This is a genomic window from Micromonospora sp. CPCC 205539, from assembly GCF_036906815.1.
Taxonomy (GTDB): Bacteria; Actinomycetota; Actinomycetes; order Mycobacteriales; family Micromonosporaceae; genus Micromonospora.
Map to the genome: position 1 here is coordinate 37,211 of NZ_JBAKHW010000017.1, position 26,925 is coordinate 64,135.

Annotated in this window: 24 protein-coding genes and 2 tRNA genes; 19 read left to right on the forward strand and 7 right to left on the reverse strand. The window is 70.2% G+C overall.

What is annotated here, in order from left to right; all coding sequences use genetic code 11:
- Positions 1–10 precede the first annotated feature (10 nt).
- The 9 genes from V6V47_RS16800 to V6V47_RS16840 all read left to right on the forward strand — a co-directional run bounded on the left by V6V47_RS16800 (position 11) and on the right by V6V47_RS16840 (position 12,553).
- Entirely contained in the window at positions 11–619 is a 609-nt protein-coding gene (locus V6V47_RS16800) for an EboA domain-containing protein (RefSeq protein WP_334629176.1), read from the forward strand.
- Positions 620–1,474, forward strand: a complete 855-nt coding sequence (locus V6V47_RS16805) for a TatD family hydrolase (protein WP_334629177.1) — start codon at positions 620–622, stop codon at positions 1,472–1,474. It begins immediately after the preceding gene.
- Complete coding sequence (gene eboE, locus V6V47_RS16810) at positions 1,474–2,679, forward strand: metabolite traffic protein EboE (RefSeq protein ID WP_334629178.1); 1,206 nt, start codon at positions 1,474–1,476, stop codon at positions 2,677–2,679. Before V6V47_RS16805 ends, eboE begins: the two co-directional genes overlap by 1 nt.
- The gene (locus V6V47_RS16815) at positions 2,676–4,094 is read left to right on the forward strand and encodes an alkaline phosphatase family protein (protein ID WP_334629179.1); all 1,419 of its coding nucleotides are present in this window, start codon (positions 2,676–2,678) and stop codon (positions 4,092–4,094) included. Before eboE ends, V6V47_RS16815 begins: the two co-directional genes overlap by 4 nt.
- Positions 4,091–5,158 (forward strand): polyprenyl synthetase family protein, encoded by a 1,068-nt coding sequence (locus V6V47_RS16820; protein ID WP_334629180.1) that lies wholly within the window; start codon positions 4,091–4,093, stop codon positions 5,156–5,158. The genes V6V47_RS16815 and V6V47_RS16820 overlap by 4 nt, the downstream gene beginning before the upstream one ends.
- 283 nt (positions 5,159–5,441) lie before the next feature.
- On the forward strand, positions 5,442–8,291 hold the full coding sequence (locus V6V47_RS16825) for a PQQ-dependent sugar dehydrogenase (protein ID WP_334629181.1): 2,850 nt from the start codon (positions 5,442–5,444) through the stop codon (positions 8,289–8,291).
- Positions 8,292–8,366: 75 nt separating this feature from the next.
- On the forward strand, positions 8,367–10,478 hold the full coding sequence (locus V6V47_RS16830; RefSeq protein WP_334629182.1) for a ThuA domain-containing protein: 2,112 nt from the start codon (positions 8,367–8,369) through the stop codon (positions 10,476–10,478).
- 295 nt (positions 10,479–10,773) lie between these two features.
- The gene (locus tag V6V47_RS16835) at positions 10,774–11,313 is read left to right on the forward strand and encodes a sensor histidine kinase (RefSeq protein ID WP_334629183.1); all 540 of its coding nucleotides are present in this window, start codon (positions 10,774–10,776) and stop codon (positions 11,311–11,313) included.
- Between the two features lie 232 nt (positions 11,314–11,545).
- On the forward strand, positions 11,546–12,553 hold the full coding sequence (locus V6V47_RS16840) for a sugar phosphate isomerase/epimerase family protein (protein WP_334629184.1): 1,008 nt from the start codon (positions 11,546–11,548) through the stop codon (positions 12,551–12,553).
- A gap of 64 nt (positions 12,554–12,617) precedes the next feature.
- On the opposite strand, the gene V6V47_RS16845 is transcribed toward V6V47_RS16840, so the two are convergent.
- Positions 12,618–13,025, reverse strand: a complete 408-nt coding sequence (locus V6V47_RS16845; protein ID WP_334629185.1) for a hypothetical protein — start codon at positions 13,023–13,025, stop codon at positions 12,618–12,620.
- A gap of 271 nt (positions 13,026–13,296) precedes the next feature.
- Here V6V47_RS16845 and V6V47_RS16850 point away from each other — a divergent pair.
- From V6V47_RS16850 to V6V47_RS16890, 9 genes are all read left to right on the forward strand, one after another.
- A tRNA-Asn gene (locus V6V47_RS16850) sits at positions 13,297–13,369 on the forward strand.
- A 117-nt stretch (positions 13,370–13,486) separates the two neighbouring features.
- Positions 13,487–15,604: an MMPL family transporter gene (locus V6V47_RS16855; RefSeq protein ID WP_334629186.1), complete on the forward strand. Its 2,118-nt coding sequence runs from the start codon at positions 13,487–13,489 to the stop codon at positions 15,602–15,604.
- Positions 15,594–16,832 (forward strand): FAD-dependent oxidoreductase, encoded by a 1,239-nt coding sequence (locus tag V6V47_RS16860; RefSeq protein WP_334629187.1) that lies wholly within the window; start codon positions 15,594–15,596, stop codon positions 16,830–16,832. The genes V6V47_RS16855 and V6V47_RS16860 overlap by 11 nt, the downstream gene beginning before the upstream one ends.
- A gap of 55 nt (positions 16,833–16,887) precedes the next feature.
- Positions 16,888–17,835, forward strand: coding sequence for a hypothetical protein (locus V6V47_RS16865; RefSeq protein WP_334629188.1), 948 nt, complete (start codon positions 16,888–16,890; stop codon positions 17,833–17,835).
- Positions 17,832–19,520, forward strand: a complete 1,689-nt coding sequence (locus V6V47_RS16870; RefSeq protein WP_334629189.1) for an insulinase family protein — start codon at positions 17,832–17,834, stop codon at positions 19,518–19,520. The genes V6V47_RS16865 and V6V47_RS16870 overlap by 4 nt, the downstream gene beginning before the upstream one ends.
- Before the next feature lie 63 nt (positions 19,521–19,583).
- Positions 19,584–19,657, forward strand: a tRNA-Ile gene (locus V6V47_RS16875).
- A 335-nt stretch (positions 19,658–19,992) separates the two neighbouring features.
- Positions 19,993–20,247, forward strand: coding sequence for a FitA-like ribbon-helix-helix domain-containing protein (locus tag V6V47_RS16880; protein ID WP_334629190.1), 255 nt, complete (start codon positions 19,993–19,995; stop codon positions 20,245–20,247).
- Positions 20,229–20,645 carry a type II toxin-antitoxin system VapC family toxin gene (locus V6V47_RS16885; protein ID WP_334629191.1) on the forward strand — a complete coding sequence of 139 codons (417 nt, stop codon included), beginning with the start codon at positions 20,229–20,231 and terminating at the stop codon, positions 20,643–20,645. Before V6V47_RS16880 ends, V6V47_RS16885 begins: the two co-directional genes overlap by 19 nt.
- 328 nt (positions 20,646–20,973) lie before the next feature.
- A complete protein-coding gene (locus V6V47_RS16890; RefSeq protein ID WP_334629192.1) occupies positions 20,974–21,645 on the forward strand; it encodes a uridylate kinase in 672 nt (223 codons plus the stop codon).
- 72 nt (positions 21,646–21,717) lie between these two features.
- Here V6V47_RS16890 and V6V47_RS16895 read toward each other — a convergent pair whose 3' ends face one another.
- From V6V47_RS16895 to V6V47_RS16910, 4 genes are all read right to left on the reverse strand, one after another.
- Positions 21,718–22,089 carry an integrase gene (locus V6V47_RS16895; protein ID WP_334629193.1) on the reverse strand — a complete coding sequence of 124 codons (372 nt, stop codon included), beginning with the start codon at positions 22,087–22,089 and terminating at the stop codon, positions 21,718–21,720.
- Positions 22,090–22,270: 181 nt separating this feature from the next.
- Positions 22,271–22,612 carry a hypothetical protein gene (locus V6V47_RS16900; RefSeq protein WP_334629194.1) on the reverse strand — a complete coding sequence of 114 codons (342 nt, stop codon included), beginning with the start codon at positions 22,610–22,612 and terminating at the stop codon, positions 22,271–22,273.
- Positions 22,613–23,233: 621 nt separating this feature from the next.
- On the reverse strand, positions 23,234–23,668 hold the full coding sequence (locus V6V47_RS16905) for a hypothetical protein (RefSeq protein WP_334629195.1): 435 nt from the start codon (positions 23,666–23,668) through the stop codon (positions 23,234–23,236).
- Between the two features lie 309 nt (positions 23,669–23,977).
- Complete coding sequence (locus tag V6V47_RS16910) at positions 23,978–24,598, reverse strand: dihydrofolate reductase family protein (RefSeq protein ID WP_334629196.1); 621 nt, start codon at positions 24,596–24,598, stop codon at positions 23,978–23,980.
- 234 nt (positions 24,599–24,832) lie between these two features.
- On the opposite strand from V6V47_RS16910, the gene V6V47_RS16915 reads away from it, so the two are divergent.
- A complete protein-coding gene (locus V6V47_RS16915; RefSeq protein ID WP_334629197.1) occupies positions 24,833–25,291 on the forward strand; it encodes a hypothetical protein in 459 nt (152 codons plus the stop codon).
- A 246-nt stretch (positions 25,292–25,537) separates the two neighbouring features.
- Here the strand turns inward: V6V47_RS16915 and V6V47_RS16920 are convergent, their stop codons facing one another.
- Both V6V47_RS16920 and V6V47_RS16925 read right to left on the reverse strand, forming a co-directional pair.
- Positions 25,538–25,912 (reverse strand): type II toxin-antitoxin system VapC family toxin, encoded by a 375-nt coding sequence (locus V6V47_RS16920; RefSeq protein ID WP_334629198.1) that lies wholly within the window; start codon positions 25,910–25,912, stop codon positions 25,538–25,540.
- Entirely contained in the window at positions 25,909–26,163 is a 255-nt protein-coding gene (locus tag V6V47_RS16925; protein WP_334629199.1) for a type II toxin-antitoxin system Phd/YefM family antitoxin, read from the reverse strand. The genes V6V47_RS16920 and V6V47_RS16925 overlap by 4 nt, the downstream gene beginning before the upstream one ends.
- Positions 26,164–26,925 lie beyond the last annotated feature (762 nt).

Below are 26,925 nucleotides of genomic sequence, written 5' to 3' on the forward strand. Positions count from 1 at the left end.
AGGAGACGGGATGACACCGGATTCACTACGGGCCGCGCTGCGGGGCGTACCCGATCCCGGCTGGCTGGACACGGCGCTGCGCCGGGTCGCGGCCGAGCCCGCCGCGATCACCCGGCTCTTCCCCGCCGCAGGCCGGCGCTGCGGCCGGGCCGAGTTGCCCGACGCTCCCGGGTGGACGGCCGACGACGCGGCCCGGGTGCTGCTGCTCACCGCCCTGCCCGCCGAGCACGTCGAGCACGCCGACGCCCTCTACCGGCACGGTGACGCCGCCGAGCGGCGAGCCGTGCTGCGGGCCCTGCCACTGCTGCCGATCGGCGCGGCCGGGTTGCCGCTGCTGCACGACGCGATCCGGACCAACGACACCCGGCTGGTCGCCGCCGCCCTCGGCCCGTACGCCGAGCACCTCGACCCGGCGGCCTGGCGGCAGGCGGTGCTCAAGTGCGTGTTCACCGGCGTGCCGCTGGCCGTGGTCGCCGACCTGGACTCCCGCGCCGACGGGGAGTTGGCCGCAATGCTGGCCGCGCTGGCCGCCGAGCGGCACGCCGCCGGCCGGGAGATGCCCGCCGACGCCACCGAGCTGCTCGACCGGCTCACCGCCCGTACTCCCAAGGAGGCGTGAATGCGCATCTTCGACCCGCACATCCACATGACCTCGCGCACCACGGACGACTACGAGCGGATGGCCGCGGCCGGGGTCCGGGCGGTGGTGGAGCCGGCGTTCTGGCTGGGCCAGCCCCGCACCAGTGCGGCGTCGTTCGCCGACTACTTCGACTCGTTGATCGGCTGGGAGCCGTTCCGGGCCGGGCAGTTCGGGGTGCGGCACTACGCGACCATCGCGCTGAACCCCAAGGAGGCCAACGACCCGCGCTGCCGCCCGGTGCTCGACCTGGTGCCCCGCTACCTGGACAAGGACAACGTGGTGGCGGTCGGCGAGATCGGCTACGACTCGATGACCCCCGAGGAGGACGAGGCGTTCGCCGCGCAGCTCGCGCTCGCCGTGGCGTACGACCTGCCGGCGCTGGTGCACACCCCGCACCGGGACAAGGCGCGCGGATGCGAGCGAACCCTCGCCGTGGTCGCCGAGTCGGGCATCGACGCGGGTCGCGTGGTGGTCGACCACCTCAACGAGGTGACCGTCAAGCTGGTCCGGGACACCGGCTGTTGGCTGGGCTTCTCCATCTACCCGGACACCAAGATGACACCGCTGCGGATGGTGGAGCTGCTGCGGGAGTACGGGCCGGAGCGGATGCTGGTCAACTCGGCCGCCGACTGGGGGCGCTCGGACCCGCTGCTGACCCGGGCCACCGGCGAGGCCATGCTGGAGGCCGGGTTCACCGACGACGACGTCGACCGGGTGTTGTGGCGTAACCCGGTGGAGTTCTACGGGCAGTCGGGCCGGCTCGACCTGGCCGACCTCGAGGTCGGCGCCGTGGACCCGGAGACCGGCAACTCGATCCTGCGCGGCGGCAGCTGATGCGGCTGCGGCACGCCGGCGGCGAGACCGTGCACCTCGGCTACTGCACCAACGTGCACCCCGCCGAGGACCTGGCCGGCATCCTCACCCAACTGGACACCTACGCCGTGCCGGTACGCGCGGCACTCGATACCGACGTGCTCGGCCTCGGCCTGTGGCTGGCCGCGCCCGTCGCCGCCGAGCTGGCCGCCGACCCCGGCCTGCGTCGTCGGCTGCGCGCCGAACTCGACGCGCGCGGGCTGGAGGTGGTCACCCTCAACGGCTTCCCGTACGCGGCCTTCCAGGCGCCGGTCGTCAAGCACGACGTCTACCGGCCGGACTGGACCACCGCGGCGCGGTTGGCGTACACCCTGGATCTGGCCCGGATCCTGGCCGACCTGCTGCCGGACGACGCGGCCCGGGGCTCGATCTCCACCCTGCCGCTGGCCTGGCGGCAACCCTGGGACGCCGACCGGGCCGACGCCGCCCGTGGTCGGCTGGACCAGCTCGCCGCCGGCCTGGCCGAGGTGGAGCGCGACACGGGCCGTCCGGTGCGGGTCGCCTTCGAACCGGAGCCGGGGTGCGTGGTGGAGAGCACCGGTCAGGCAGCCGCGCTGCTCTCCGGCGTGGACACCGAGCGGCTGGGTGTCTGTCTCGACCTGGCGCACCTGGCCTGCGCCTGGGAGGAGCCGGCCGCGGCGCTGGACCGACTGCGGGCGGCCGGCCTGCCGGTGGTGAAGGTGCAGGTCTCCGCCGCCGTCGAGGCGGCCGATCCGGCCGGTGGCGCGGAGGCGCTGCGCCGCTGGGTCGAGCCGCGCTTCCTGCACCAGACCCGGGGCGCGGGCTGCGCCGGCGTGGCCGACCCGGCCGACCCGGCGTACGCGGCCGACGACCTGGACGCCGCGCTGGACGCGGAGCTGCCCGGCCCCTGGCGGGTGCACTACCACGTGCCCCTGCACGCCCCACCCGAGGAACCGCTGAGCTCCACCCTGCCGGTGCTGCGCGACGCGTTGGCTGCCCTCTTCGCCGGCCCGACGGTGGGCTGCGACCACCTCGACGTGGAGACGTACACCTGGGGGGTGCTGCCGGCGGCACGACGGCCGCGCACCGACGCCGAGCTGGCCGCGGGCATCGCCGCCGAGCTGGCCTTCGCCCGCGCCGAGCTGGTCGGTCTGGGTCTGACTCCGACGCGGACCGCGTCGACGACGGTGGGGGTGTCCCGATGAGCCGGCGGCTGGTGGTACTGGACGTGGTCGGGTTGACCCCCCGGCTGCTGGCGCACATGCCCCGGCTGCGGGGGGTCGCCGACGGCGGCTTCCGGGCCGAGCTGGGCACCGTGCTGCCCGCGGTGACCTGCTCGGTGCAGTCCACCTTCCTCACCGGCGAACCGCCGAGTGGGCACGGGATCGTCGGCAACGGCTGGTATTTCCGGGAGCTGGGTGAGGTGCTGCTGTGGCGGCAGCACAACGCGCTGGTCGGCGGGGAGAAGCTCTGGCACGCGGCCCGCAAGGCCGAGCCCGGCTACACCGTCGCCAACGTCTGCTGGTGGTACGCCATGGGCGCCGATGTCGACTGGACGGTCACCCCGCGCCCGGTCTACTACGCCGACGGGCGCAAGGAACCGGACTGCTACACCGACCCGCCGGAGCTGCACGACGCGCTCACCGGCCGGCTGGGCACCTTCCCCCTGTTCACCTACTGGGGGCCGACGGCCGGGCTGCCCTCGTCGAAGTGGATCTGCCAGGCCGCCGAGCAGATCCTGGCTGACGTCTCGCCCGACCTGACCCTGGTCTACGTCCCGCACCTGGACTACGACCTGCAACGGTACGGCCCGTCCTCGGCGCAGGCCGCCGCCGCCGCGGCGGAGCTGGACGCGGTGCTCGGGCCGCTGCTGGACGCCGCTCGAGCCCGGGACGCCACCGTCGTGGTGCTCTCCGAGTACGGCATCACCGACGTGAACCGGCCGGTGGACGTCAACCGGCTGCTGCGCGCCGAGGGACTGCTGCGGGTGCACACCCAGGCCGGCATGGAGTACCTCGACCCGTGGACGTCACGGGCGTTCGCGGTCGCCGATCACCAGGTCGCGCACGTCTACGTCCGGGACCCGGCCGACGTGCCGGCGGTGGCGAAGCTCTGCGAAGGGCTGCCCGGCGTGGCCGAGGTGCTCGACGCGGAGGGCAAGGCCGCACACGGGCTGGACCATCCGCGCGCCGGCGAGCTGGTGCTGGTGGCCGAACCGGACTCCTGGTTCACCTACTACTACTGGCTGGACGACGCCCGGGCGCCGGACTTCGCCCGGCTGGTGGAGATTCATCGCAAGCCGGGTTACGACCCCGCCGAGTTGTTCTTCGACCCGGCCGGGCCGGGGGCGGCGAAGCTGCGGGCGGGGGTGGCTCTGGCCCGCAAGAAGGCGGGCATGCGCTACCTGATGAGCGCCGTCGGCCTGGACGCCGGGGCGCGGGCGGTCCGCGGCTCACACGGGCGGTTGCCGACCGATCCTGCGGACGCCCCGGTGCTGCTCTGCTCCGATCCGGCGGCGGCCCGGGACCGCATCGCGGCGACCGAGGTCAAGGCGCTGCTGCTGGAGCTGGCCGGGCTGGCCACCAGCGGCGCCGCGGAGCGGCCGGGGGAGGGCTCATGACGCTCACCGTCACGCCCGCCGACACCAGCGGGCTGCGGGCGCGCTTCGACGCGGAGTTGGCCGCCTTCCTCGACCGGCAGGGCCCGGACTGGCCGGACGGCGCGCCGCGCGGGGTTTTCACCGCCCTGCACCGGTTCGTGCTGGCTGGTGGGAAGCGGCTGCGTCCGCTCTTCTGCTACTGGGGCTGGCGGGGCGCCGGGGCGGCCGACGGAACGCCGATCGTGATGGCGGCGGCGGCGTTGGAGCTGTTCCACGCGTTCGCGCTGATCCATGACGACATCCTGGACGGCAGCGACCGTCGTCGGGGTGAGCCGTCGGTGCACCGGCTCTTCGCCGATCTGCACGCCCGGTCGTCGTGGCGTGGCGACCCGGAGGCGTACGGGCGGAACACCGCCCTGCTCTGCGGAGACCTCTGCGCGGCCTGGTCGGACCAGATGTTCCACGAGTGCGGCCTGAGCACCGATCAGGTGCACCGGGGGTACGGGGTGTTCGCGCTGATGCGCACCGAGGTGATCGCGGGGGAGTACCTGGACCTGGTCTCCGGGGTGGGCGACGGCTCGGTGGCCAGCGCGCTCACCGTGATCCGGATGAAGGCGGCCCGCTACACGGTGACCCGTCCGCTGCAGATCGGCGCGGCCCTGGCCGGTGCGGAGCCGGAGCTGATCGCCGTACTGGGCGAGTTCGGCGACCCGCTGGGCGACGCCTTTCAACTGCGCGACGACGTGCTGGGTGTCTTCGGCGACCCGGCGGTCACCGGCAAGTCGGTCCTGGACGACCTGCGGGAGGGCAAGCCCACGGTGATGATGGCGCTGGCCCGCAGCACCGCGGACCGGTCGCAGACCGCTCGGCTGCGGGAGCTGTTCGGCAATCCCACGCTGGACGCGGACGGCGCCGCGGAGCTGCGCGAGATCATCGAGGCGACCGGCGCCCGGGACAAGATCGAGCAGATGATCCGGGTTCGGACCGAGGCCGCGCTGTCCGCGCTGGAGGGCGCCCCGGTGGCCGAGGAGGCCCGGGTCGCGCTGGTCGCGCTCGCCGCGCAGGCCATAGACCGCAGCGCCTGACCCCGCCGGCACGTGCCCGGCCGCCCGTTCCCCGGACAACGTTCGGTGTCTGGGGAACGCTGCTGCCCGGCGACTTTCGGTTAAATCGACAAAAGTTCACGTTGGTTCGCCGGAAGGTATAGACACATCGACACTCGCAATTTAGTGTCGTGGCCAACACGACAATGTTTCGTCGAGGTGAACCGGCGGCGCGGTAACCCATCGACCCCACCACCGCTACGGCATCCGGCGCGACGGCGCGCGCCCGGCCTGGCAGTCATTCGTCAGGAAGGGACAGCACATTATGTCCACAAAGGGCAAACCGACCCACCGGTCCCGACGATGGTTCTCGGCCGGCGCGGCGCTGCTGCTGGCCACGACCGGCACGGTCGCGCTCAGCAGCCTGACCCCCGCCCAGGCGCACCCGATCAACGCCACCGACTTCCAGCAGGTCGAGCTGGCCCGCGGCGTGGCCGACATGGGTGAGCCGATGTCGCTGGCCGTGCTGCCGGACCGCTCGGTCCTGCACACCGCCCGCAACGGGCAGCTGCGGCGCACCGACGCCAACGGCACCACCTCCGTGATCGGCACCCTGGCGGTCTACAACCACGACGAGGAGGGGTTGCAGGGCGTCGGTGTCGACCCGAACTTCGCCAGCAACCGGCAGATCTTCCTCTACTACGCCCCGCCGCTCTCCACCCCCGGCGGTGACGCGCCGGCCACCGGCACCGACTTCTCGGCCTGGCAGGGCGTCAACCGGCTCTCCCGGTTCACCCTGAACGCCGACTTCACGGTCAACCAGGCCAGCAAGGTCGACGTGCTCGACGTGCCGGCCGACCGTGGGCTCTGCTGCCACGTTGGCGGTGACATCGACTTCGACTCCGCCGGCAACCTCTACCTCTCCACCGGCGACGACACCAACCCGTTCGACTCGGCCGGCTACTCTCCGCTCGACGAGCGGACCAACCGCAACCCGGGCTACGACGCGCAGCGCAGCGCCGGCAACACCAACGACCTGCGGGGCAAGATCCTGCGGATCAAGGTGAACACGAACGGGACGTACGCGATCCCGTCCGGCAACCTGTTCGCACCGGGCACGGCCAGGACGCGGCCGGAGATCTACGCGATGGGCTTCCGCAACCCGTTCCGGATGAGCGTGGACAAGGCCACCGGCACCGTCTACGTCGGTGACTACGGGCCGGACGCCGGTTCGACCAGCGCCACCCGCGGGCCGTCCGGTCAGGTGGAGTTCAACCGGGTCACCTCGGCCGGCAACTACGGCTGGCCGTACTGCACCGGCACCAACACCAGCACCGAGACGTACAACGAGTGGGACTTCGCCGCCAACACCGGCGGGGCGAAGTACAACTGCACCGGCGGACCGACCAACAACTCGTTCCGCAACACCGGTCTGACCACGCTGCCGCCGGCCCGACCGGCCTGGATCCGGTACGCCGGCGACGCCGGCACCCCGGCCGAGTTCGGTGGCGGCTCCGAGTCGCCGATGGGCGGCCCGGTCTACCGGTACAACGCCTCGTCGACCTCGACGACGAAGTTCCCGCAGTCCTTCGACGGGCAGTTCTTCGCCACCGAGTTCGGCCGCGGCTGGATCAAGCCGATCCACGTCAACAGCGACGGCTCACCGGGCACCATCGACACCTTCCCCTGGGTCGGCAAGCAGGTGATGGACTCGGCCTTCGGCCCGGACGGCGCGTACTACGTGCTCGACTACGGCACCGGCTACTTCAACGGTGACGCCAACTCGGCGCTCTACCGCTTCGACTACGTCGCGGGCGGCAACCGGGCACCGAATGCCGTGGCGAGCGCGAACAAGACCTCCGGAGCGGCGCCGCTCACGGTGGCGTTCTCCTCGGCCGGCTCGTCCGACCCCGAGGGTGGCGCGCTGACCTACTCGTGGGCCTTCGGTGACGGCACCACCTCCACGGCGGCCAACCCGTCGAAGACCTACAGCACCAACGGCACCTACACGGCGACGCTGACCGTACGGGACCCGCAGGGCGCCACCGGCAGTGCCAGCGTGGCGATCAGCGTCGGCAACACCGCGCCGACGGTGACCATCAACAGCCCCGGCAACGGGCAGGTGTTCAGCTTCGGCGACACGGTGCCGTTCAGCATCACGGTGACCGACCCGGAGGACGGCACGATCGACTGCGCCAGGGTCAAGATGACCTACGTGCTCGGCCACGACCAGCACGGTCACCAGATCACCTCGAAGACCGGCTGCTCCGGCTCCATCACCATCCCGGTCGACGGTGAGCACGACGACGCCGCGAACATCTTCGCCATCTTCGACGCGGAGTACACCGACAACGGCGGCCTGACCACGCACACCCAGCACACGCTGCCGCCGCGGCACCGGCAGGCCGAGTTCTTCGGCGCCTCGTCCGGCATCAACGTGTTCAGCAAGACCCCCGCCGAGGGCGGCAAGACCGTCGGTGACATCAACAACGGCGACTGGATCTCGTTCCAGCCGTACCGGTTGAACAACGTCACGTCGTTCAGCGCCCGGGTCTCCTCGGCGGGTGCCGGTGGCACCCTCCAGGTCCGGGCCGGCTCGGCCACCGGCACGGTGCTCGGCTCCGCGACGGTCCCGGTCACCGGCGGCTGGGAGACGTTCACCAACGTGACGGGGGCGATCACCAACCCGCCGGCCGGCACCACCACGCTCTACCTGACCTTCGCGGGCTCGGGGACGGGTGCGCTCTACGACCTGGACGCGTTCACCTTCACCACCGGCACGCCGCCCACCGGCGGGGCCGGGCCGATCAAGGGCCTGGGTGGCAAGTGCCTGGACGTACGGTCCGGGGGCACCGCTGACGGCACGCAGATCCAGATCTACACCTGCAACGGCAGTGCGGCGCAGACGTGGACGGTCACACCGAACTCGACCGTCAAGGCGTTGGGTAAGTGCCTGGATGTCTCGGGTGGCGGTTCGGCCGACGGCACCAAGATCCAGCTCTGGACCTGCAACGGGACCGGGGCACAGAACTGGGCCGCGCAGGCCGACGGCACGCTCCGCAACGCGGCGTCCAGCAAGTGCCTGGACGTCTCCGGAAACAACTCCGCCGACAGCACCGTGGTCCACCTGTGGACCTGCACCGCCGCCGCGAACCAACAGTGGATCCTGCCCTGAGCTGACAGGACGGGCCCCTCGTCAACGCCCGCTGTTGTTCGAGGGGCCCCTCCTCACCGTTATTAGGAGAGCGATATGCGCAGACTCCTGCGACCCGTCCTCGGCGCGGCCACCGCTGCCCTCGCCGTCCTCGCCTGCACGGCCCCGGCCAGCCCGGCCAGCGCGGCCGACGCCCCCTACGACGTGTTGGTCTTCTCCAAGACCGCCGGCTTCCGGCACGACTCGATCGCGGTCGGCACCCAGGCCATCCGCGACCTGGGCGCGGCCAACAACTTCACCGTCACCGCCACCGAGGACGCCGCCGCGTTCACCACCTCCAACCTCGCCCAGTACGAGGCGGTGGTCTTCCTCAACACCACCGGTGACGTGCTCAACGCCAGCCAGCAGACCGCCTTCGAGTCGTACATCGGCTCGGGCCGCGGCTACGTCGGCGTGCACGCCGCGTCCGACACCGAGTACGACTGGCCGTTCTACGGCAACCTGGTCGGCGCGTGGTTCGCCTCGCACCCGGCCATCCAGCAGGCCAACGTCAAGGTGGAGGACCGAGGGCACGCGGCCACCGGGCACCTGCCGCAGACCTGGACCCGCACCGACGAGTGGTACAACTACCGGACCAACGCCCGGTCCACCGCCAAGGTGCTGGCCACCCTGGACGAGTCGTCGTACTCCGGTGGCGGGATGGGCGCCGACCACCCGCACACCTGGTGCAAGAGCGTCAGCGGCGGCCGGTCGTTCTACACCGGCGGCGGGCACACCCAGGCGTCGTACGCCGAGCCGGCGTTCCGGACCCACCTGCTCGGTGGCATCCGGTACGCGGCCGGTCGGAGCAAGGCCGACTGCCGGCCCGAGACCGGCTACACCCCGCTCTACAACGGCTCGACGACCGGCTGGTCGCAGGCCGGCCCGGGCAGCCTGACCAACTCCGACGCCACCCTCACCACCACGGGCGGTATGGGGCTGTTCTGGTACAGCGCCAAGCAGTTCACCAACTACTCGTTGAAGCTGGACTGGAAGCTGGCCGGTGACGACAACTCCGGCATCTTCATCGGCTTCCCACCGTCGAGCGACCCGTGGTCGGCGGTGGACAACGGCTACGAGATCCAGATCGACGCCACCGACGCGGTGGACCGCACCACCGGCGCGGTCTACACCTTCAAGTCCGCCGACATCGCGGCCCGCGACGCGGCGCTCAACGCGCCGGGGGAGTGGAACACGTACGAGCTGCTGGTCGAGGGTGAGCGGCTACAGCTCTTCCTCAACGGGGTGAAGATCAACGACTTCACCAACACCAACCCGGTACGTTCGCTGGCCGGCCACATCGGCATCCAGAACCACGGCACCGGCGACGACGCCTACTTCCGCAACATCCGGATCAAGGAGTTGGGCAGCAACCCGCCGACGGGGAACACCACCCTCCAGGCCGAGTCCTTCAGCTCGGTCAACGGGGCCAGCCCGTTCACCAAGGCGGGCGCCAACGGTGGCCAGACCCTCGGAAACATCGATCCAGGCGACTGGGCGGCGTACAACGGTGTGAACCTGACCGGCGTCACCTCGTTCACCTCCCGGGTCGTCTCGGGTGGCCCGGGCGGCACCGTCCAGGTGCGTACCGGCTCGGCCACCGGCCCGGTGCTCGGCACGGTCGCGGTGCCGAACACCGGCAGTTGGGACACCTACGCCAACGTCAGCACCAACCTGTCGAACGTCCCGTCCGGCACCCAGAACCTCTACCTCACCTTCTCCGGTAGCGGCAGCGGGCTCTTCGACGTGGATGACTTCACGCTGGTCAAGGGCAGCGGCGGCACTCCCGGGGTCGGCGCGATCAAGGGCCTGGGCGGAAAGTGCCTGGACGTACGGTCCAGTGGCACCGCCGACGGCACCCAGATCCAGATCTACACCTGCAACGGCAGTGGGGCGCAGACCTGGACCGTGACGCCGAATTCGACGATCAAGGCGCTCGGCAAGTGCCTGGACGTCTCCGGCAGCGGCACCGCCGACGGCACCAAGATCCAGCTCTGGACCTGCAACGGCACCGGGGCGCAGAACTGGGCGGCCCAGTCCGACGGCAGCCTGCGCAACGCGGCGTCGAGCAAGTGCCTCGACGTCTCCGGGAACAACTCGGCGGACAGCACCATCGTGCACCTCTGGACCTGCAACGGTGCGGCCAACCAGAAGTGGACGCTGCCCTGATCGGTTGAGCCCAGCGGGGCGGTTGGACAAGGCCCCCCATCGGTGACCTGACAACGGCACGTGACCCACCCCGCCGGGAGTGCCCCGCCGGCGGGGTGGTGTCGTCTCCGCCCGGTGTCCCGGCCCCTGCTCGGCGATCTTGCGCTTTGTGTCGCGCAGATGTCGCTATTGCGGCACTAGTCCCGACCGAAAACGCAAGATCGGCGGGGCGTGGCGGGCGTCGACGCGCCCGACGGGCACGGCCCCGATGGACACGGCGAGCCGGCTCACAGCCGACTGCCGTACCTTGACCGGCATGGGGCGTTTCGCGCGGTGGCGCCAGGTCGTGCGGGCGCAGGGGGATCTGCTGCGCGGTGGGCTGCGTCGGGCCGAGGAGGAGCCCGCCGAGACCGGCCCGGCGCCCAGCCTCAACCGGCTCGACGCGCTGGTGGAGGGCTTCGCCGCTGGCCAGCCGGTGCGCTGGAGCCTGGCCGGGCAGCCTCGGCCGCTGCCCAGCGTGGTCGACGTGGTGGCGTACCGGATCATCGAAGTGGCCCTGACCAACGCGCACCAGCACGCTCCGGGCGCGGCGGTCGCGGTCCGGCTGCGCTACGACGCCAAGGGCATCACCATCGAGGTACGCGACGCGGGGGGCCCTCCCGGGACGGCACCGCCCTCGGGTGTCGGACCGGCCGCGCCCCCAGGTGGCGCGGGCACCCCGGGCGCGGGGCGCGGCCTGATCCAGGTCCGCAGGAGAGCCGAGAAACTGGGCGGCACCTTCTCCGCCGGCCCCCGCGCCGAGGGCGGTTTCACCGTCCGTGCCCTCCTGCCCGCGCCCGAGGACGTGGCCGAATGAGGGCGTCGGCCGAACAACCCGGTGCGGTGGGCTTCCGCCACGGGGGCGGCGGAAATAGGGTGGGGGCGGCGACCGTGACGGTGGCCGGTGACCCGGTGGGAGGCGCAACCCGTCGGGCGCAGGTGCGTTCCGCACCCACCGGTTGACGTTTCGCCGCCGCGTACCGGCCCGACCGGTCACCCTCGCCCCGGTCCGCACACGGAATCCCCATCACAACAGGGGAGAAGGACAAATGGCGCGACCCATCACGCTCTTCACCGGCCAGTGGGCGGATCTGCCGTTCGAGGAGGTCTGCCGGCTCGCCTCCGAGTGGGGCTACGACGGCCTGGAGATCGCCTGCTGGGGCGACCACTTCGAGGTCGACAAGGCGCTCGCCGACGACTCGTACGTCGAGCGCAAGCGGGAGACCCTCGCGAAGCACAACCTCGAGGTCTTCACGATCTCCAACCACCTGGTCGGCCAGGCGGTCTGTGACCACCCGATCGACGAGCGGCACCAGGACATCCTGCCCGGCCGGATCTGGGGCGACGGGGAGCCCGAGGGGGTCCGTCAGCGGGCCGCCGAGGAGATCAAGGACACCGCGCGGGCGGCGGCGAAGCTCGGGGTGAAGACGGTCGTCGGCTTCACCGGCTCGTCGATCTGGCACACGCTGGCGATGTTCCCGCCGGTGCCGCCGGCGATGCTGGAGCGCGGCTACCAGGACTTCGCCGACCGGTGGAACCCGATCCTCGACGTCTTCGACGAGGTGGGCGTGCGCTTCGCGCACGAGGTGCACCCCAGCGAGATCGCGTACGACTACTGGACGACGAAGCGGACGTTGGAGGCGATCGGCAACCGGCCGGCGTTCGGCCTGAACTGGGACCCGTCGCACTTCGTCTGGCAGGAGCTGGACCCGGTGAACTTCATCTTCGACTTCGCCGACCGCATCTACCACGTCGACTGCAAGGACGCCAAGGTGCGCACCGGTGACGGCCGGCGTGGCCGGCTCGCCTCCCACCTGCCCTGGGCGGATCTGCGCCGCGGCTGGGACTTCGTCTCCACGGGCCACGGCGACGTGCCCTGGGAGGACTGCTTCCGGGCGTTGAACGCGATCGGCTACGACGGGCCGATCTCCATCGAGTGGGAGGACGCCGGGATGGACCGGCTCGTCGGTGCCCCCGAGGCGTTGCAGTTCGTCCGCCGGCTCGCCTTCGATGCTCCGACCGCCGCCTTCGACGCGGCGTTCAGCAGCAAGGACTGACCGCACCCGGACAGTCGACGGGCCGGTCGCCCAGTGGCGACCGGCCCGTCGAACGTACGGTTGATCAGAGCGTGCTGCCGTTGGTGCCCGAGCCGGACGGCTTGGTGCGGGGGGTGGTGCTGGCCGACGGCGACCCGGAGGTCGTGCCGGTCGTGCTGGTGCCCGCCTTGGCGCCCACGGTGGCCGGCGTGCCGGCGTACGCGTCGTCAGCGGCGGTCAGCTGCTGCTTGCTGGTGCTGCCGTTGCCGGTGCCCAGCTTCTCGCCCAGCTTCGACTGGCCGAGCTTGTCCTTGCCCTCGCTGTAGAGCTTGTTGGCCTGGGCCTGCGCGACCCCGGCCGCCTCCTGGACGGTCGGGTGATCGAGCACCTTGCGACCCCGGACCACGAGCTCTTCGTACTTCTCCCGGCCGGCACGGGCGCCCAGGACGAATCCCGCAGCCAGCCCGCCAAGAAACATGATCTTTCCGCGCATGGCGGCTCCTTCCGTACCTGACGCGCCGTCGCCCCTGGCGGGTTGCCCCGCCGGTGGCGACCAAATCGCGCCTGCGTCCTCTGTCCGCACCTAACTACCCATCCTGCTCTCCGCTCATACCTGCTTGTGCCGGGATGACGAATTGCCCGAATTCTCGCTGCGTCCCGGCGCTGATCCGGACACGGAACCCACTGGACCAACACCCCCGGATGTCCTGTACTGTTGTCCCGTCGCACGGCGCAGGAGAGATCCGGAGCCGAGCGGTGCACGATCCCCTGTAGCTCAATTGGCAGAGCAGCCGGCTGTTAACCGGCAGGTTATTGGTTCGAGTCCAATCGGGGGAGCTCCTCCACCCAACGCCCGTCGGCAGTACGCCGGCGGGCGTCGTCGTGTTCCGACCCCCAACCACCCGGTTGGAGGTTTCGCCCCTCTGCGCCGGGCGGGCCGGGCAGGATGAGCGCATGTCCGGACGACGCGGCAGGGCCACGTTGGTCGCGGTCGCGGTCGTGCTGGCCTGGCTGGTGATCGGCGGCGTCGCAGGGCCGTACTCCGGTCGTCTCGGTGAGGTCGCCACCAACGACAACGCCGCCTTCCTCCCCACCGACGCCGAAGCGACCCGGGCCCAGGACCTCGCCGCCGAGTTCGTCGACCGGCCGACCACCCCGGCGCTGGTCGTCTACGAGCGGACCTCCGGCATCACCGACGCGGACCGGCAACGGGTCAGCGCCGACGCCGCACGCTTCGCCCAGGTGCCCGGCGTGGTCACCCCGCTGCCTCCACCGATCCCCAGCGACGACGGTCAGGCGCTGCAGGTCGTCGTGCCGGTGGACGACGCCGAGGGGGAAAAGATCGGCGATGTCGTCACACAACTGCGCGACATCGCCGGCGGCGACCGGGACGGGCTCAGCGTGGACGTCGCCGGACCGGCCGGCCTGCTCGCCGACCTGATCGAGGTGTTCTCCGCCATCGAGGGACCCCTGCTGCTGGTCACCCTGGTCGTGGTGCTGATCATCCTGCTGATCGTCTACCGCAGCCCGGTGCTCTGGATCTTTCCGCTGCTGGCGGCCGGGATGTCGTACGCGCTGGCCTCGGTCTTCGTCTACCTGCTCGCCGACGCCGGCGTCGTGAAACTCAACGGGCAGGCCCAGGGCATCCTCACCGTGCTGGTCTTCGGCGCCGGCACCGACTACGCGCTGCTGCTGATCGCCCGCTACCGGGAGGAGCTGCACCGACACGACCGGCCCTGGGGCGCCATGCGTACGGCGTGGAAGGGCGCCGCGCCGGCCATCATCGCCTCCGGCGGGACGGTCATCGTCAGCCTGCTCTGCCTGCTGCTGTCCAGCCTCAACTCCAACCGGGCGCTCGGCCCGGTCGCCGCCATCGGCATCGCCGCGACTCTGCTGGTGATGCTCACCTTCCTCCCCGCGCTGCTGGTGCTCGGCGGCCGGTGGGCGTTCTGGCCCCGACGGCCCCGAGCGGACCAGGCCGACCCGCAGACCGAGCACGGCATCTGGGCCAGGATCGCCGGCTTCGTGGCCCGGCACGCCCGACCGATCTGGCTGAGCACCGCGGTCGTGCTGGCCGTCCTCACAATCGGGCTCACCCAGCTCGGCGCCACCACCCTCGGCCAGTCCGACCTGTTCACCAAGCCCACCGACTCGGTCGACGGCCAGGAGGTGATCGCCCGGCACTACCCGGCGGGCACCGGCAGCCCGGCCAGCATCTTCGTCACCGAGCAGACCGCCCGGCAGGTGACCGAGGTGGCGCAGGGCGTACCCGGTGTCGCCGCCGTCCGCCCGCTCAGCGCGGGTCAGCAGGGCGGCCCGCCGACGGGGGACGCCACCCCGAAGGTGATCGACGGGCGGGTCCAACTGGAGGCGACGCTGGCCGACCCGCCGGACAGCGACGGCGCCGAGCGGACCATCCGCGAGCTGCGGGTGGCCGTCCACCAGGTGCCCGACGCGGACGCCGTGGTCGGCGGCTTCACCGCGATCAACGTGGACACCTCGGACGCCGCGAAGCGCGACCAGAACATCATCATCCCGGTGGTGCTGGCGGTCATCGCGGTCATCCTGGCCCTGCTGCTGCGCGCGATCCTCGCCCCGTTGCTGCTCATCGCCACCGTGCTGCTCAGCTTCGCGGCCACGCTCGGTCTCTGCGCGCTGCTGTTCCGCCACGTCTTCGGCTTTCCGGGCGTGGACTCGTCGTTCCCGCTGTTCGCGTTCGTCTTCCTGGTCGCGCTCGGCATCGACTACAACATCTTCCTGATGAGCCGGGTGCGGGAGGAGTCGGCCAAGCGCGGCACCCGGGCCGGCGTGCTGGGCGGCCTCGCGGTCACCGGTGGGGTGATCACCTCCGCCGGCATCGTGCTCGCCGCGACCTTCTCCGCGCTGGCCGTCCTGCCGCTGGTCGCCCTCGTTGAGCTGGGCACCGCGGTCGCGGTCGGGGTACTCGTCGACACCATCATCGTCCGGTCGCTGCTCGTGCCCGCGCTCGCGTACGACATCGGGCCTAAGATCTGGTGGCCGGGCCGGCTGTCCCGGGCGAACGGTGAGCGGGAGGCGCGCGATGCTCGCTGAAACCGACGTGGTCATCGTCGGCGGCGGCCTGGCCGGCCTCGCCGCCGCCCGCCGGCTGCACCGCGCCGGCGTGCCGTGGCGGTTGCTGGAGGCCGGCGGCCGACTCGGCGGCCGGATCGCCACCGACGTCGTCGACGGCTACCTGCTCGACCGCGGCTTCCAGGTGCTCAACACCGCCTACCCCCGGCTCGGCACGCTGGTGGACACCGACCGCCTCGGCCTCGGCTACTTCACCTCCGGAGTGCTGGTGCGCAAGGGCGACACGTTGCTGCGGCTGGTCAACCCGCTGCGCGAACCGGCCGGCGGGCCACGGACCGCCCTGGCCGGGGTCGGCTCCCTGCTCGACCGACTGCGCTTCGCGGCGCTCGCCACCGGCTGCGCCACTCTCCCCACGTCCCGGCTGCTCACCGCGCCGGAGACCAGCTCCGAGGTGGCGCTGCGGCGGGCCGGCCTCTCCGACGCGATCATCGAGGAGCTGCTGCGGCCGTTCCTGTCCGGCGTGCTCATCGACCGCGAGCTCGCCACCTCCAGCCACGTGCTGGCGATGGTGCTGCGGTCCTTCGCCCGGGGGCGGATCGGCCTGCCCGCCGGGGGAATGGCCGCGCTGCCCCTGGCCATCGCCGATCCACTGCCGGCCGACCTGATCGAGCTGGACACTCCGGTCGCCGAGGTCGCCCCCCACCGGGTCCGCACCCAGGCCGGCGACATCGGCTGCCGCGCCGTCGTGGTCGCCGTCGACCCGCCCGCCGCGGCCGCGCTGCTGCCAGCCCTGGCGACGGTACGAATGCACAGCTACACCACCTACTACCACAGCGCGCCCGAGCCCCCGCTGAGCGAGCCGATCCTGCTCGTCGACGGCGACCGGCGGGAGATCCTCGCCAACACGGTGGTGCTCAGCAACGCCGCCCCCACGTACGCGCCGTCCGGGCGGCACCTGGTGGCCACCTCGGTGGTCGGCCCCACGGCCCCACCCGAGCCAACCGTTCGGGCCGAGATCGCCCGGCTGTACGGCCGGTCCACCGCCGACTGGACCCACCTCACCACCGTGGCGGTCCCGGACGCGCTGCCCGCCGCGCCACCACCGCAGGGGCGACTGCGCAAGCCGGTGGCGCTGGGCGAAAGCCTGTTCGTGGCCGGTGACCACCGGGACAGCCCATCGATCCAGGGCGCGTTGGCCAGCGGCTGGCGGGCCGCCGGAGAGGTGCTGGCGGAGCTACGGAAGGGCTGACCCCGGCCTCGAATGCGGACGCCGCAGCCGTAGTTGATCATCTATGATCCCCGCCATGCCCGCCCCTCTTCCGGCTCCCACCTTCGACCCCGGTGCCGCCTACCCCGAGGTCAACGACCTGCACAAGGCCCTCGTCGCCGCCGACTGGCCCGCCGTGCAGGCGGTGTTCGCCAACCGCGACCACGGCCACCGGGCGATGCTCGTGGGAATGGCCGGCGAGCGGTCAGGGACCGAGCCGTTCCTCCGGCGGGTGTACGACCACGACCCCACCGACGCCCTCGCCGGCGCGCTGCTCGGCAACAGCCTCATCCGCACCGGATGGCGGATCCGCAGCAGCTACCGGGCCCAGCACGTCAGCCGGGAGCAGTTCGACCAGTTCCACGACCACCTGCGGCGCGCCGAGCAGGTGCTCATCGACGTCACCGCCCGGCACCCGGCCGACTCGGCCGCCTGGACCCAACGGATCACCATCGCCCGAGGTCTGGAGCTGGGGCAGGCCGAAGCACGCCGCCGCTACGACCGACTCGCCCAGCACCATCCGCACCACGCCCCCGCGCAGTCGAGTCTGCTGCAGAAGCTCTGCCCGAAGTGGAGCGGCGACTGGGACCGCGCCTTCGCCTTCGCCCGGGAATGCGGCCAGGCCGCGCCCGAGGGCGCGCCGAACGCGGTCGTGCTCGCCGAGGCGCACCTGGAACGCTGGCTGGACTTCGACACCGACCGGGAGCGAATCGCGTACGTGCACAGCGCGCCGGTGATCGCGGAGATCATGCAGGCCGGGCTGCGGTCGGTGCTGCACCCCGCCTACGTCGACCGAGACGACTGGGTCTGGATCCGCTCGGTGTTCGCGCTGATGTTCAGCCTGACCGGTCAATGGGGGCCCGCCGCCAGCCAGTTCACCGTGCTCGGCAACCTCGGCACCGACTATCCCTGGGACTACGTCGACGGAGCCGAAGGCTTCACGAAGTACCGCAACCTGGCGTACGCGAAGGGTGGCCGGTCGTGATTCAGCACCTGGACGTGGACGGGGTGCCCACGCTGCTCGCCCCCACCGGCGGGCCGATGCGCGCCGGGCTGACCTTCCGGGTCGGCACCGCCGACGAGACGCTCGGCCGCGCCGGCATCACCCACCTGCTCGAACACCTCGCGCTGGCGCCGCTCGGCCTGGCCGACTACCACGTCAACGGCGCGACCGCCCAGGCGTTCACCACGTTCCACACCACCGGCTCCGAGACGGACATCGCCGCCTTCCTCACCGCCGTCTGCGGACACCTGCGGGAGTTGCCGGTGGCGAGGTTGGACATCGAGAAGGACATTCTCCGGACCGAGTGGAGCAGCCGAGGCGCCGCCGCGGTCGACGACATCCCACTGTGGCGACACGGCGCGCGGGACTACGGGCTGACCAGCTACCCGGAGTGGGGGTTGAACGCGCTCACCGCCGACGACCTGCGCGCGTGGTCGGCCCGGTGGTTCACCCGGGAGAACGCGGTGCTCTGGATCGCCGGTGACCGCGTGCCCGCCGGGCTGCGGCTGCCGCTGCCCGCCGGGACCCGCCAGGCCGTGCCGGTGGCCTCGTCGGCACTGCCGCGGACGCCCGCGTACTTCGTCAGCGGCTCCCGGGCCGTGGTGCTCGACTCGGTGGTGCGGCGCCGCACCGCCGCCGGCGTCTTCGCCGCCGTGCTGGAGCGTGAGCTGTACCGCTCGCTGCGCCAGGACGCGGGCCTCTCCTACACCACCACCACGGGGTACGACCCGCGCGGCGACGGGTACGCCACGCTGCGGGCGCTCGCCGACGCGTTGCCGGAGAAGCAGGACGCGGTCCTCGGCGGCTTCATCGACGTACTCGCCAAGATGCGGGTCGGGCGGATCGAGCAGGCGGACCTGGACGCCACCATCGCCAAGCGGGAAGACTTCCTCGGCATCGCCGAGGTGGACGCGGCGCGGCTGCCGTCGTACGCGCTCAACGTGCTGACCGGCGAGCCCAACCTCAGCATCGACGAGCACCGGGCCGAGCTGAAAGCCGTCGACCTCGCCGACCTGCACGAGGTCGCCGGAGAGGTGATGGCCTCGGCGCTCTTGATGGTGCCCGGCGGCCTCACCGCCGACTGGGCCGGCTTCGTCGCGGCGCCCACCCACTCCGCCGATGTCGTGCAGGGCACCACCTACGCCTCCAGGGGAGGCAACGGCGGGCTGCGGATCGGCGTGGACGGGGTGAGCCTCCTGCGCGCCGACAGCCCGCTCACCGTCCGGTACGCCGACTGCTCCGCCATGCTGGTCTGGCCGGACGGCGCGCGGCAACTGATCGGCTCGGACGCCATCGCGCTGCACATCGAACCCACCCTCTTCAACCTGCACCCGGCGGCGCTCCCCGTCATCGACGCCCAGGTGCCGGCCGACCGGCAGATCGCCATGCCGGCTCGCACACCGGAGTCGATCCCACAGCCGCAGGCCGCCGAACGGCAACCCGGCCAGTCCGCCGACCGCTCCTGGTGGGAGGTGCCGGTGATGGCCCTCAGCGGGGTGGCCACCCTGCTGGTGGGCGGTTTCAACCTGCTGCTGACCCTTGCCATGTTCACCACCGAGACCGAGCCGGGCGACGAGTGGCTGTGGGGCGTCGTCGCGGTGCTCTGGCTGCTCGCTGTTATTCTCGCGTTGCCCATCGTGCTGGTATGGCGACGGCGGCGGCGATGAGGTGGGGCCGGATCGGTGCTGGCCGGTGATCCACCGGGCGGGATAAGATCCGGCTCGGTGTTCGGGGCGGTAGCTCAGCCGGTTAGAGCAGGGGACTCATAATCCCTCGGTCGCGGGTTCGAGCCCCGCCCGCCCCACTTAACGCCTGGCCTGCATGTTCATGCTGGTCGAATGTGGCATTGCGCGCGATCGTGTCCGAGGACAGTGCGCTCGAGGTCGAGTGGTGGGCCAGTGGTGCGCCGTGAACGTTCGCGGTTCCATCTAGAGGCACACGACCCGCTCGTCGATGTGACGGGCGGTTTTTGTGTCCGCAACGCTGCTGACCGACACTCCCGCCTGCTGCCTGCACCTCAAGGCATGCTCGCCGAACATCCTGACTCGGTCCCGAAGGACCTGCGGTGCGAGAAGTGGTGCAGTCAGGGGGTCGGGCTTTTCCTCGGCAGCGAGGCGATATTGCATGCATAATGAATGCATGGTTGCTCTCCAGATTCGAGACGTGCCGGAGGAAGTACGAGACGCCCTGGCTGCCCAAGCCAAGGCGCGTGGGCAGTCGCTCCAGGCGTACTTGCTGGAACTGGTGGAGACGCAGGCTCGACGTCTGCACAACACAGCCACCCTTGACCGCTTCGCGGGCCGGTCTGATGGCGCTCGCGCCCTGCCAGGGGAGAGCGCCGCCGAGTTGACTGACCAGCGGGAGCAGCGGGGGCCATGGGGCAGTGCCGCATGATTGTCGTGGACGCTTCGGCCTTGGCTGATGCTCTGGTCGATGACGGGCCGGTCGGCGACGCGGCGCGGGCCGAACTGACCGCAGATCCGCACTGGGCAGCGCCAGGACATCTTCTGGTCGAGGTCATGTCGGTGATTCGAGGCAAGGTCCTGGGTGGGAAGCTCGGCCTTGCCCGCGCTCAAGAGGCGATCGACACTCTGCCTTCACTGGTCATCGACGAGGTTGGCGTCTCGGTGCTGCTCGACCGAATGTGGCAGTTGCGGGGCAATGTCACGGCGTACGACGCAGCGTATGTCGCGGCGGCAGAGTTGCTGGCCTGTCCGCTTGTGACCGGTGATGGTCGGCTCGCCAAGGCTAGCGGTGTCCGCTGCGAAATCCGACTGCTCGCGCCGTCCTGACGGCGGCTGCTCCTCGATGCAGGAAGCCGCCGCCCTGTGGAGCCTTGGTCCAAGAGGCAGTCAAGCCGGGCAGGAAGCCGTGGTGAGGCTGACCCAGCAGGACGTCGACGAGCAGATCCGCCTTGAAGCCCGACGGATTGTCGGGACGTCCGAACGGCCCCTCACCCCTGGAGCACTGCCGACGACTCCCTGACGCGAAGCAGCTCGGCTCGACCGCAGCCCCTTCCACACGCGGCAATCTCGCTGGCTGGGGCAGGCGCGTAAGAGTTGGCGCGCATAAGGTCGGCCGGACACGGCGACCTTTCGCGAGATCAGGACGGGGCAGGGCATGGTTCAAGGCACCCGCGGCGAGCTGCTCGGCCACCTGGCTGAGGCAGTCGGGTCCGTCACGGCCGTACACCCGACGCGCGTTGCCATCGACGGACCGCCCGCGGCCGGCAAGACCACCCTCGCCGACGAGCTGGCCGTCGTTTTGCGCGGACAGGGCCGCGACGTCATCCGCGCGTCGATCGACGATTTTCTCTTTCCTCGGGCGCAGCGCTATCCGCGTGGCGAGTACTCGGCCGAAGGCTGCTACTACGACACCCACGACTACGACGCGCTGACCCGGGTACTGCTCAACCCACTCGGCCCGGACGGAGATCGACGCTTCCAGCACGCGGTCTACGACCGCGCCACGGATACTGTGCTGTCCCCGGCGGTCACGACTGCCCCCGCCGACGCCGTGCTGGTCTTCGACGGCGTCTTCCTCATGCGCCCCGAACTGATTGATCGCTGGGAACTGCGCATCTTCGTGTCGACGGCACTTGAGAAGACCGTGGAACGTGCCGTGATTCGAGAGCGCCGGGTGTCAACTCGGGCCGAAGTCGAACGGCGCTGGCGTGAGCGTTACATCCCTTCCCAACAGTTCTACTTCGCGACAGCCCGCCCGACCCATCACGCGAACATCATCGTGCACAACGACGAACCCCAGACGCCGGTCTGGGAAACCCAACGCTGACCGCACCTCGCTCGGCATGACAGCGGAAGCGACCCTGGTCCAGGTCGTCTTCGAGCAGGTACGCGTACGCCGTCAGAGCTGGTGCGGCTCCTCGGTGGCTGACAGAAGATCAGTGACGGCAAAACCGGGCAACGCGACGTCGGCGGCAGCAGTGATCCTGAAGGTTCCGCCGACCGCTTCAGGCGCCCAGCCAATGCTGATGGCGTACCGGGCAAGTTCACGGACATTCTCGGCCGTCGGGTACGGGTACTTCTCCTCCCAGTGCGCCGGGTAGGGCCACTCGGTCAGGTCGGCCTGCAGGGCGCGGCCGTTCTTTCCCGCACCCCAGACCCGGACCCGGATGCAGCGATAAAGACGACCATCCACCCCGGACGTGTCGCGGAGGTCGGCTTTCCAGGTGAACTCGCGACCGTCGACGTGCAGCTTGCGGAGCCTCGACCTCATCCGACCGCACCTCCAGTCCGTCTGATCCGCTGCGTCGTTCATTGCCAGCGGGCTGAGCAGGCTATCAGCCACCCTCGCGGACCGCTTGGGCTCAACCATCGCGCAGTGTCGGCTCGAAGGTCAGTGCACGGAGGATCGGTCGAGTCGACCAAAAGGTCAGGGCGGTTCAAGGCTGCCACGGTTATGACGCGGCGGCTGCGGCTATCGCCTCCGCAACGCACTCGTAGTCCTTGACCAGCGGGCCGACCAAGCGAGGTGCGGCTTCGTTCGCCTCGACCAACCCACGCACCAGGTCGCGGATCCTGGCCTCGTGCGATGGCTGACGGACCCGAGGATGCCGCCGCTGGAAGCTGCGCCAACGGCGAAGCCCGACGTCGACGAGGTGCTCGCGGTCGTCGGGCGAGGCGACCGGGCACCCCCGGTCCCACAAGTCGGCCAACGTCGCCAATGCGAGCGCCCGAGCCGGTTCGGCCATCGTCACCTCCCCGCCGCCGTCGATGATTCGCTGCGACCGTACCGCCATCCGTGCCGCACCCGCGGATAGCGGGCCACGCGCCTGGTCCGAGTGGTCTCCTCGCGTACGCGGTGATGGCCGATGCGGACACCGGCGGCCCGCTGGCCGGGGTCTCGAGGTCCTCGAACCAGTCGACCCACAACGAGTGCAGCACCTGCTTGGCCGGCTCTGTGGCTTCGAGGCGCCGTCGGTAGCCGGCCCAGAAGGCATCAGTGACCACCGGGTCCGCCTGCTCAGCGATGAAGAGGCGTAGCTCGAAAGCTGTCCAGTATTCGTCGAGTAGATCGAGTGGGCCAAGGCCCGTGCGTAGCCGTTGCATCGGGGTCAGCCCGTCGTCTCCCAGAGCCACGGCGTTCCCCTCGTGGGCGAGATCGTTAGCGGATTGCTCAAGGTGACCCGACGGGGTGGACTCCTGCCAGCGTCCCTCACCGAGCGGCGTTACACCCTGTTTGGCTAGCCAGCGCAGCGCACCTTCGGACTCGGGTGTGTGCATCCGAGAATGTCGGCGGTCCGGAGCCACCACCGCCACCAGCCCTCGCCGGCCGCTGCGGTCGACGTCCGCGCCGCGAAGGCCCCATCGCCGGCATGTTGAGCTTCGAGCCCGGCCGGCAGAGACATGTCCAGCATCCGCTACAGCTCACCCGCTGCGGCCACCAGAACCACCGGGCCGTGGGTGTCCCACACGCCTGCGCCGACGCAGATGCTTCGATCGTCGAAGCGCCACGCAGCCACCTCCGACAGGCAGCCGAGAAGGAAGCTGGGAAGTTCCGGCACAGAGTCCCCCCGCGCCATCCGCTCCATGTACGGCCATAGGTCGAGGCTCTCGGCTGGTCCCCACAGCCGGCTCAACGCCTCTTCGACAGCGGCGCAGCGCTGCTCGAAGCGCGTAAGAACCTCAAGGGCGCGCGCATCGTCGTCGAACTCTTCGGTGGCGCTCAGGTACAGGACCAGAAAGTCGTATCCCACCACCCGTGAGGCAGCGCTGTCCGGACCAGGTGGCGGTTGCGTTGCGAGGTCGAGGGTCCGAAGTTCGAGCACCCGCTCCAGACAATCAGCGAAATCCACAGCCCAGCACTGTAGGCGATGGTGGCCTCCGACTCGGCACCGTATTCCGACTGCTCGAGGTCGACGCCGCGCTCCTCCAGGTAGGTCAGGACGCACAGCATGCAGTACCCGGACCAGTCGTACTCCCGCTGCGGCTTGCCCCCGTGCTCGGCCAGGTACGGGTGAAGCGACGATGGCGATGTGCGGGCCCGGCGGGCCAGCTCGGTGACGCTGTCCCTGGAGACCACGGTCATTGACGCGATAACCGACAACACACCCTCCGACAGCTTCCAGTCAGCCCGCCGCAGGTTACTGGGAGGGGGCGACAGATCAGGGCAGCACGCGGTAGGTCACATGCAGGACTGAACTCGCGGCGCGCGACGTCACCTGTTCGAGTTTCAGCGGAGGGACGCCCTCGAACAGCCGCACGCCGACGCCAAGAGTGAGTGGCACGATGTGCAGCCGCAGCTCATCCACCAGGCCGGCGGCGAGATACTGGTTGATGGTGGTCGCACCTCCGTGGATCAAGATGTCGCCGTCGCCGGCCGCCGCGCGAGCCTGTGCGAGTGCCGACTCGATTCCGTCGGTGACGAAGTGGAACGTGGTGCCGCCTCCCATCGGCTGTGACTCGCGCGCGTGGTGGGTGAGCACGAACACTGGCGTGTGGAACGGTGGATCGTCACCCCACCAGCCGTTCCACAGCCGATCCCACTCGCCCCGCACGGGGCCGAACATGTTGCGCCCCATGATGACCGCCGAGGCGGCATTGATCTGTTCGACCTCGGCCCGATTCTCCTCAGCAGCGCCGAACATCCAGGCATGCAGTCCGCGGCCCCAGCCGTCACCGCCGTCGTCGCCGAACGGGCGTTCCTCGGTTTGGTTGAGCCCGGCCGAGTACCCGTCGGCGGTGATGGTCTGGTCGGCGATCACCGTGCCGCCACGTGTGGTCACTGCGCACTCCTCCGTGTCACAACCGAGAGCATCGACAGGTACGGGTCAGCCTACGGCCGATCGCGCATTGGACCAGCGCAAGCTAACTCCGGGGAGTATCGGTAGCACGGCTGGCCGCCGCTTAGTTCGCCTCGCGCCTGAGCCGGTACTCCGATGGAAGCCATCGCGTCCACGTACCGTCGATAGGCCTTTGCGGCCCTCGCCCTGCCGGCCGGCAGTCGTCAGGACGGGGACATGTGCCGCAACGCGCCCCTGGCGTACGACGACAAGCAGGGCATCCTGGCGACGTACCTGGCCATCACGCCCAGGTCGGTGCCGGTGCCGCGGGTGCTGCTGTCGGAACCACCGGCCGGCACGCCGACCCCGCCGGAACTGGCCTATCGGACCATCGCCGCGTCCCTGGTCGTCGCCGACGACCTCGCCGTACCGACGTCGCCCGGAATGTCCACGGCGGCGGTGATGACCTGCTGGGACCTGTACTGGAATTCGTACAACTGGGCCGAGCTACCCGGCTACCCGAACCGGGCCAGCGTGTGGCACCCGGCGAAGACCTACTACTCGTCCAGCTACGGCGGAATGAAGATGTACTCCTACAGCTACCTCGCCAACTGCGGCGGGTTCGCCCGGCACCGCATCTACTACAAGTCGTTCGGTGACTACTACAAGCACCACGACTACGGGGTGGCGTCCTAGCACTGGCAGGCGGTCAAGAAGGGTTCGGTGCACCGCTACCGCAAGGTGGTCTACGACGGCACGTCGGGGGACACCCGCAACGGCAAGTACACCGGCTAACGACGACGCCGGTGGCGGTTGGGCCGGGTGCCGCCGGACGAGGGCTCGCCCCTCGTCCACCGCGGCCTCGGCGCGCCGCGTCCTCTCTTCCCGAATAGCGGCCGGACAGTCAGAGCTTCGTGGGTGAACCGCCGGACGTGCGGGCGGTCAGATCTTGAGGACGTCCACGTCGTACAGCGCTATCGACCCATCGCGGGAGGCCAGAGTCAATCCTTCGCTGATCGCTTGGGCCACCAGCATGCGGTCGAAGGGATCGCGGTGATGGGGTGGCAGGCGGCCCGCCGCGATGGCGTGGATGTGAGTCACAGGCAGTTCACGGAAACCCATGTCCCGTATCCGCTCCGCGAGGTCGGGCGGTCCGGCGAGCTTCCCGGCGCTCTGTTTGATGGTGATCTCCCACAAGCTGACTGGGGAGAGGTAGATGTCCGGATCATGGCGGAGTCGGTCGAGAAACTCGACGCCGAGGGTCTGGTCCCCGGTGATGGCCCATAACGCGACGTGCGTGTCCAGCAACAGATTCATGCGCCGATGCCGAAGTCGGCAGCAATCTCGGTGTTGGTCTCACGCGAGTCCCAATCGCCCGACAGATTCAGTTGCCCGGCGAGGGAGCCGACTGCGTTTCGGTTGACTCGCCGCACCAACGGCACGACCTTCGCCACCGGAGTGCCCGCGCGGTCGATAATGATCTCCTCGCCGCGTTCCACCCGTTCGATGATGCGTGACAGGTGAGTCTTGGCGTCGTGCATGTTGTAGTGCATGGCTTCAGCCGACATGACGAGACCTCCTAGGTTAGCTAACAGCTTAGCCCGCTTCGGTTCGATGTCACCACGGTTCGCTGACGGGCGACGAAGATCCTCGGCCCATCGCGGTGTACTGCGGGAGTTGCGGTTCGAGCTCGATCCGTCCGCACCCGTTGCTCCCGCGTGGTTTGCCGTGTGCGACAGCCTGGAGCGGCCGCCGGCTGCGCGGAGCAAGGAGCTGAGTGTTAATAACGGGCGTCGTCTTGCTTGTTAACAAGAGCGGGATGAAGTAATTCTTAACGACCGAGACGGGTTTAGGTAACGGGCTGAGTTTGAAGAGTGAGAAGACTAAAGGTTGATGGCGGTTCTCGTGTTCATGTTGCCATCATGCTGGGATGACTCGACTTGCGGGAATTCGTATCCCCCGGGCACGCCCACGGCCAAATACGGCCGGTGCGCCTGCAACGAAGCCGCTGCTCCTGGTGCCTGCGCTAATTTGGGCGCTCTCGCTAGGTGCGCTTCGGGTCCTGCTTGTGCGACAGGGCTGGCTGTTCGGCTCTGATCGTGTGTTCTTTGTCGATCTGGCGATCGGTGCAGTCTTCGTTATTGTGCTCGGGTATACGAAGTACCGGAGGGATCAGCGGGCACCGGACAAGCAGAATAAAGGTGACACTGCCCCGTTCAATGATCTGCTGACGACCGCTACCGCAGTTGTCGGTGTCCCAGTGCTGCTGACATCACTGCTGAACCTGGCCGCACCAGCGTCACCCGCTAACTTGGCAGTGCCGCCGTGCC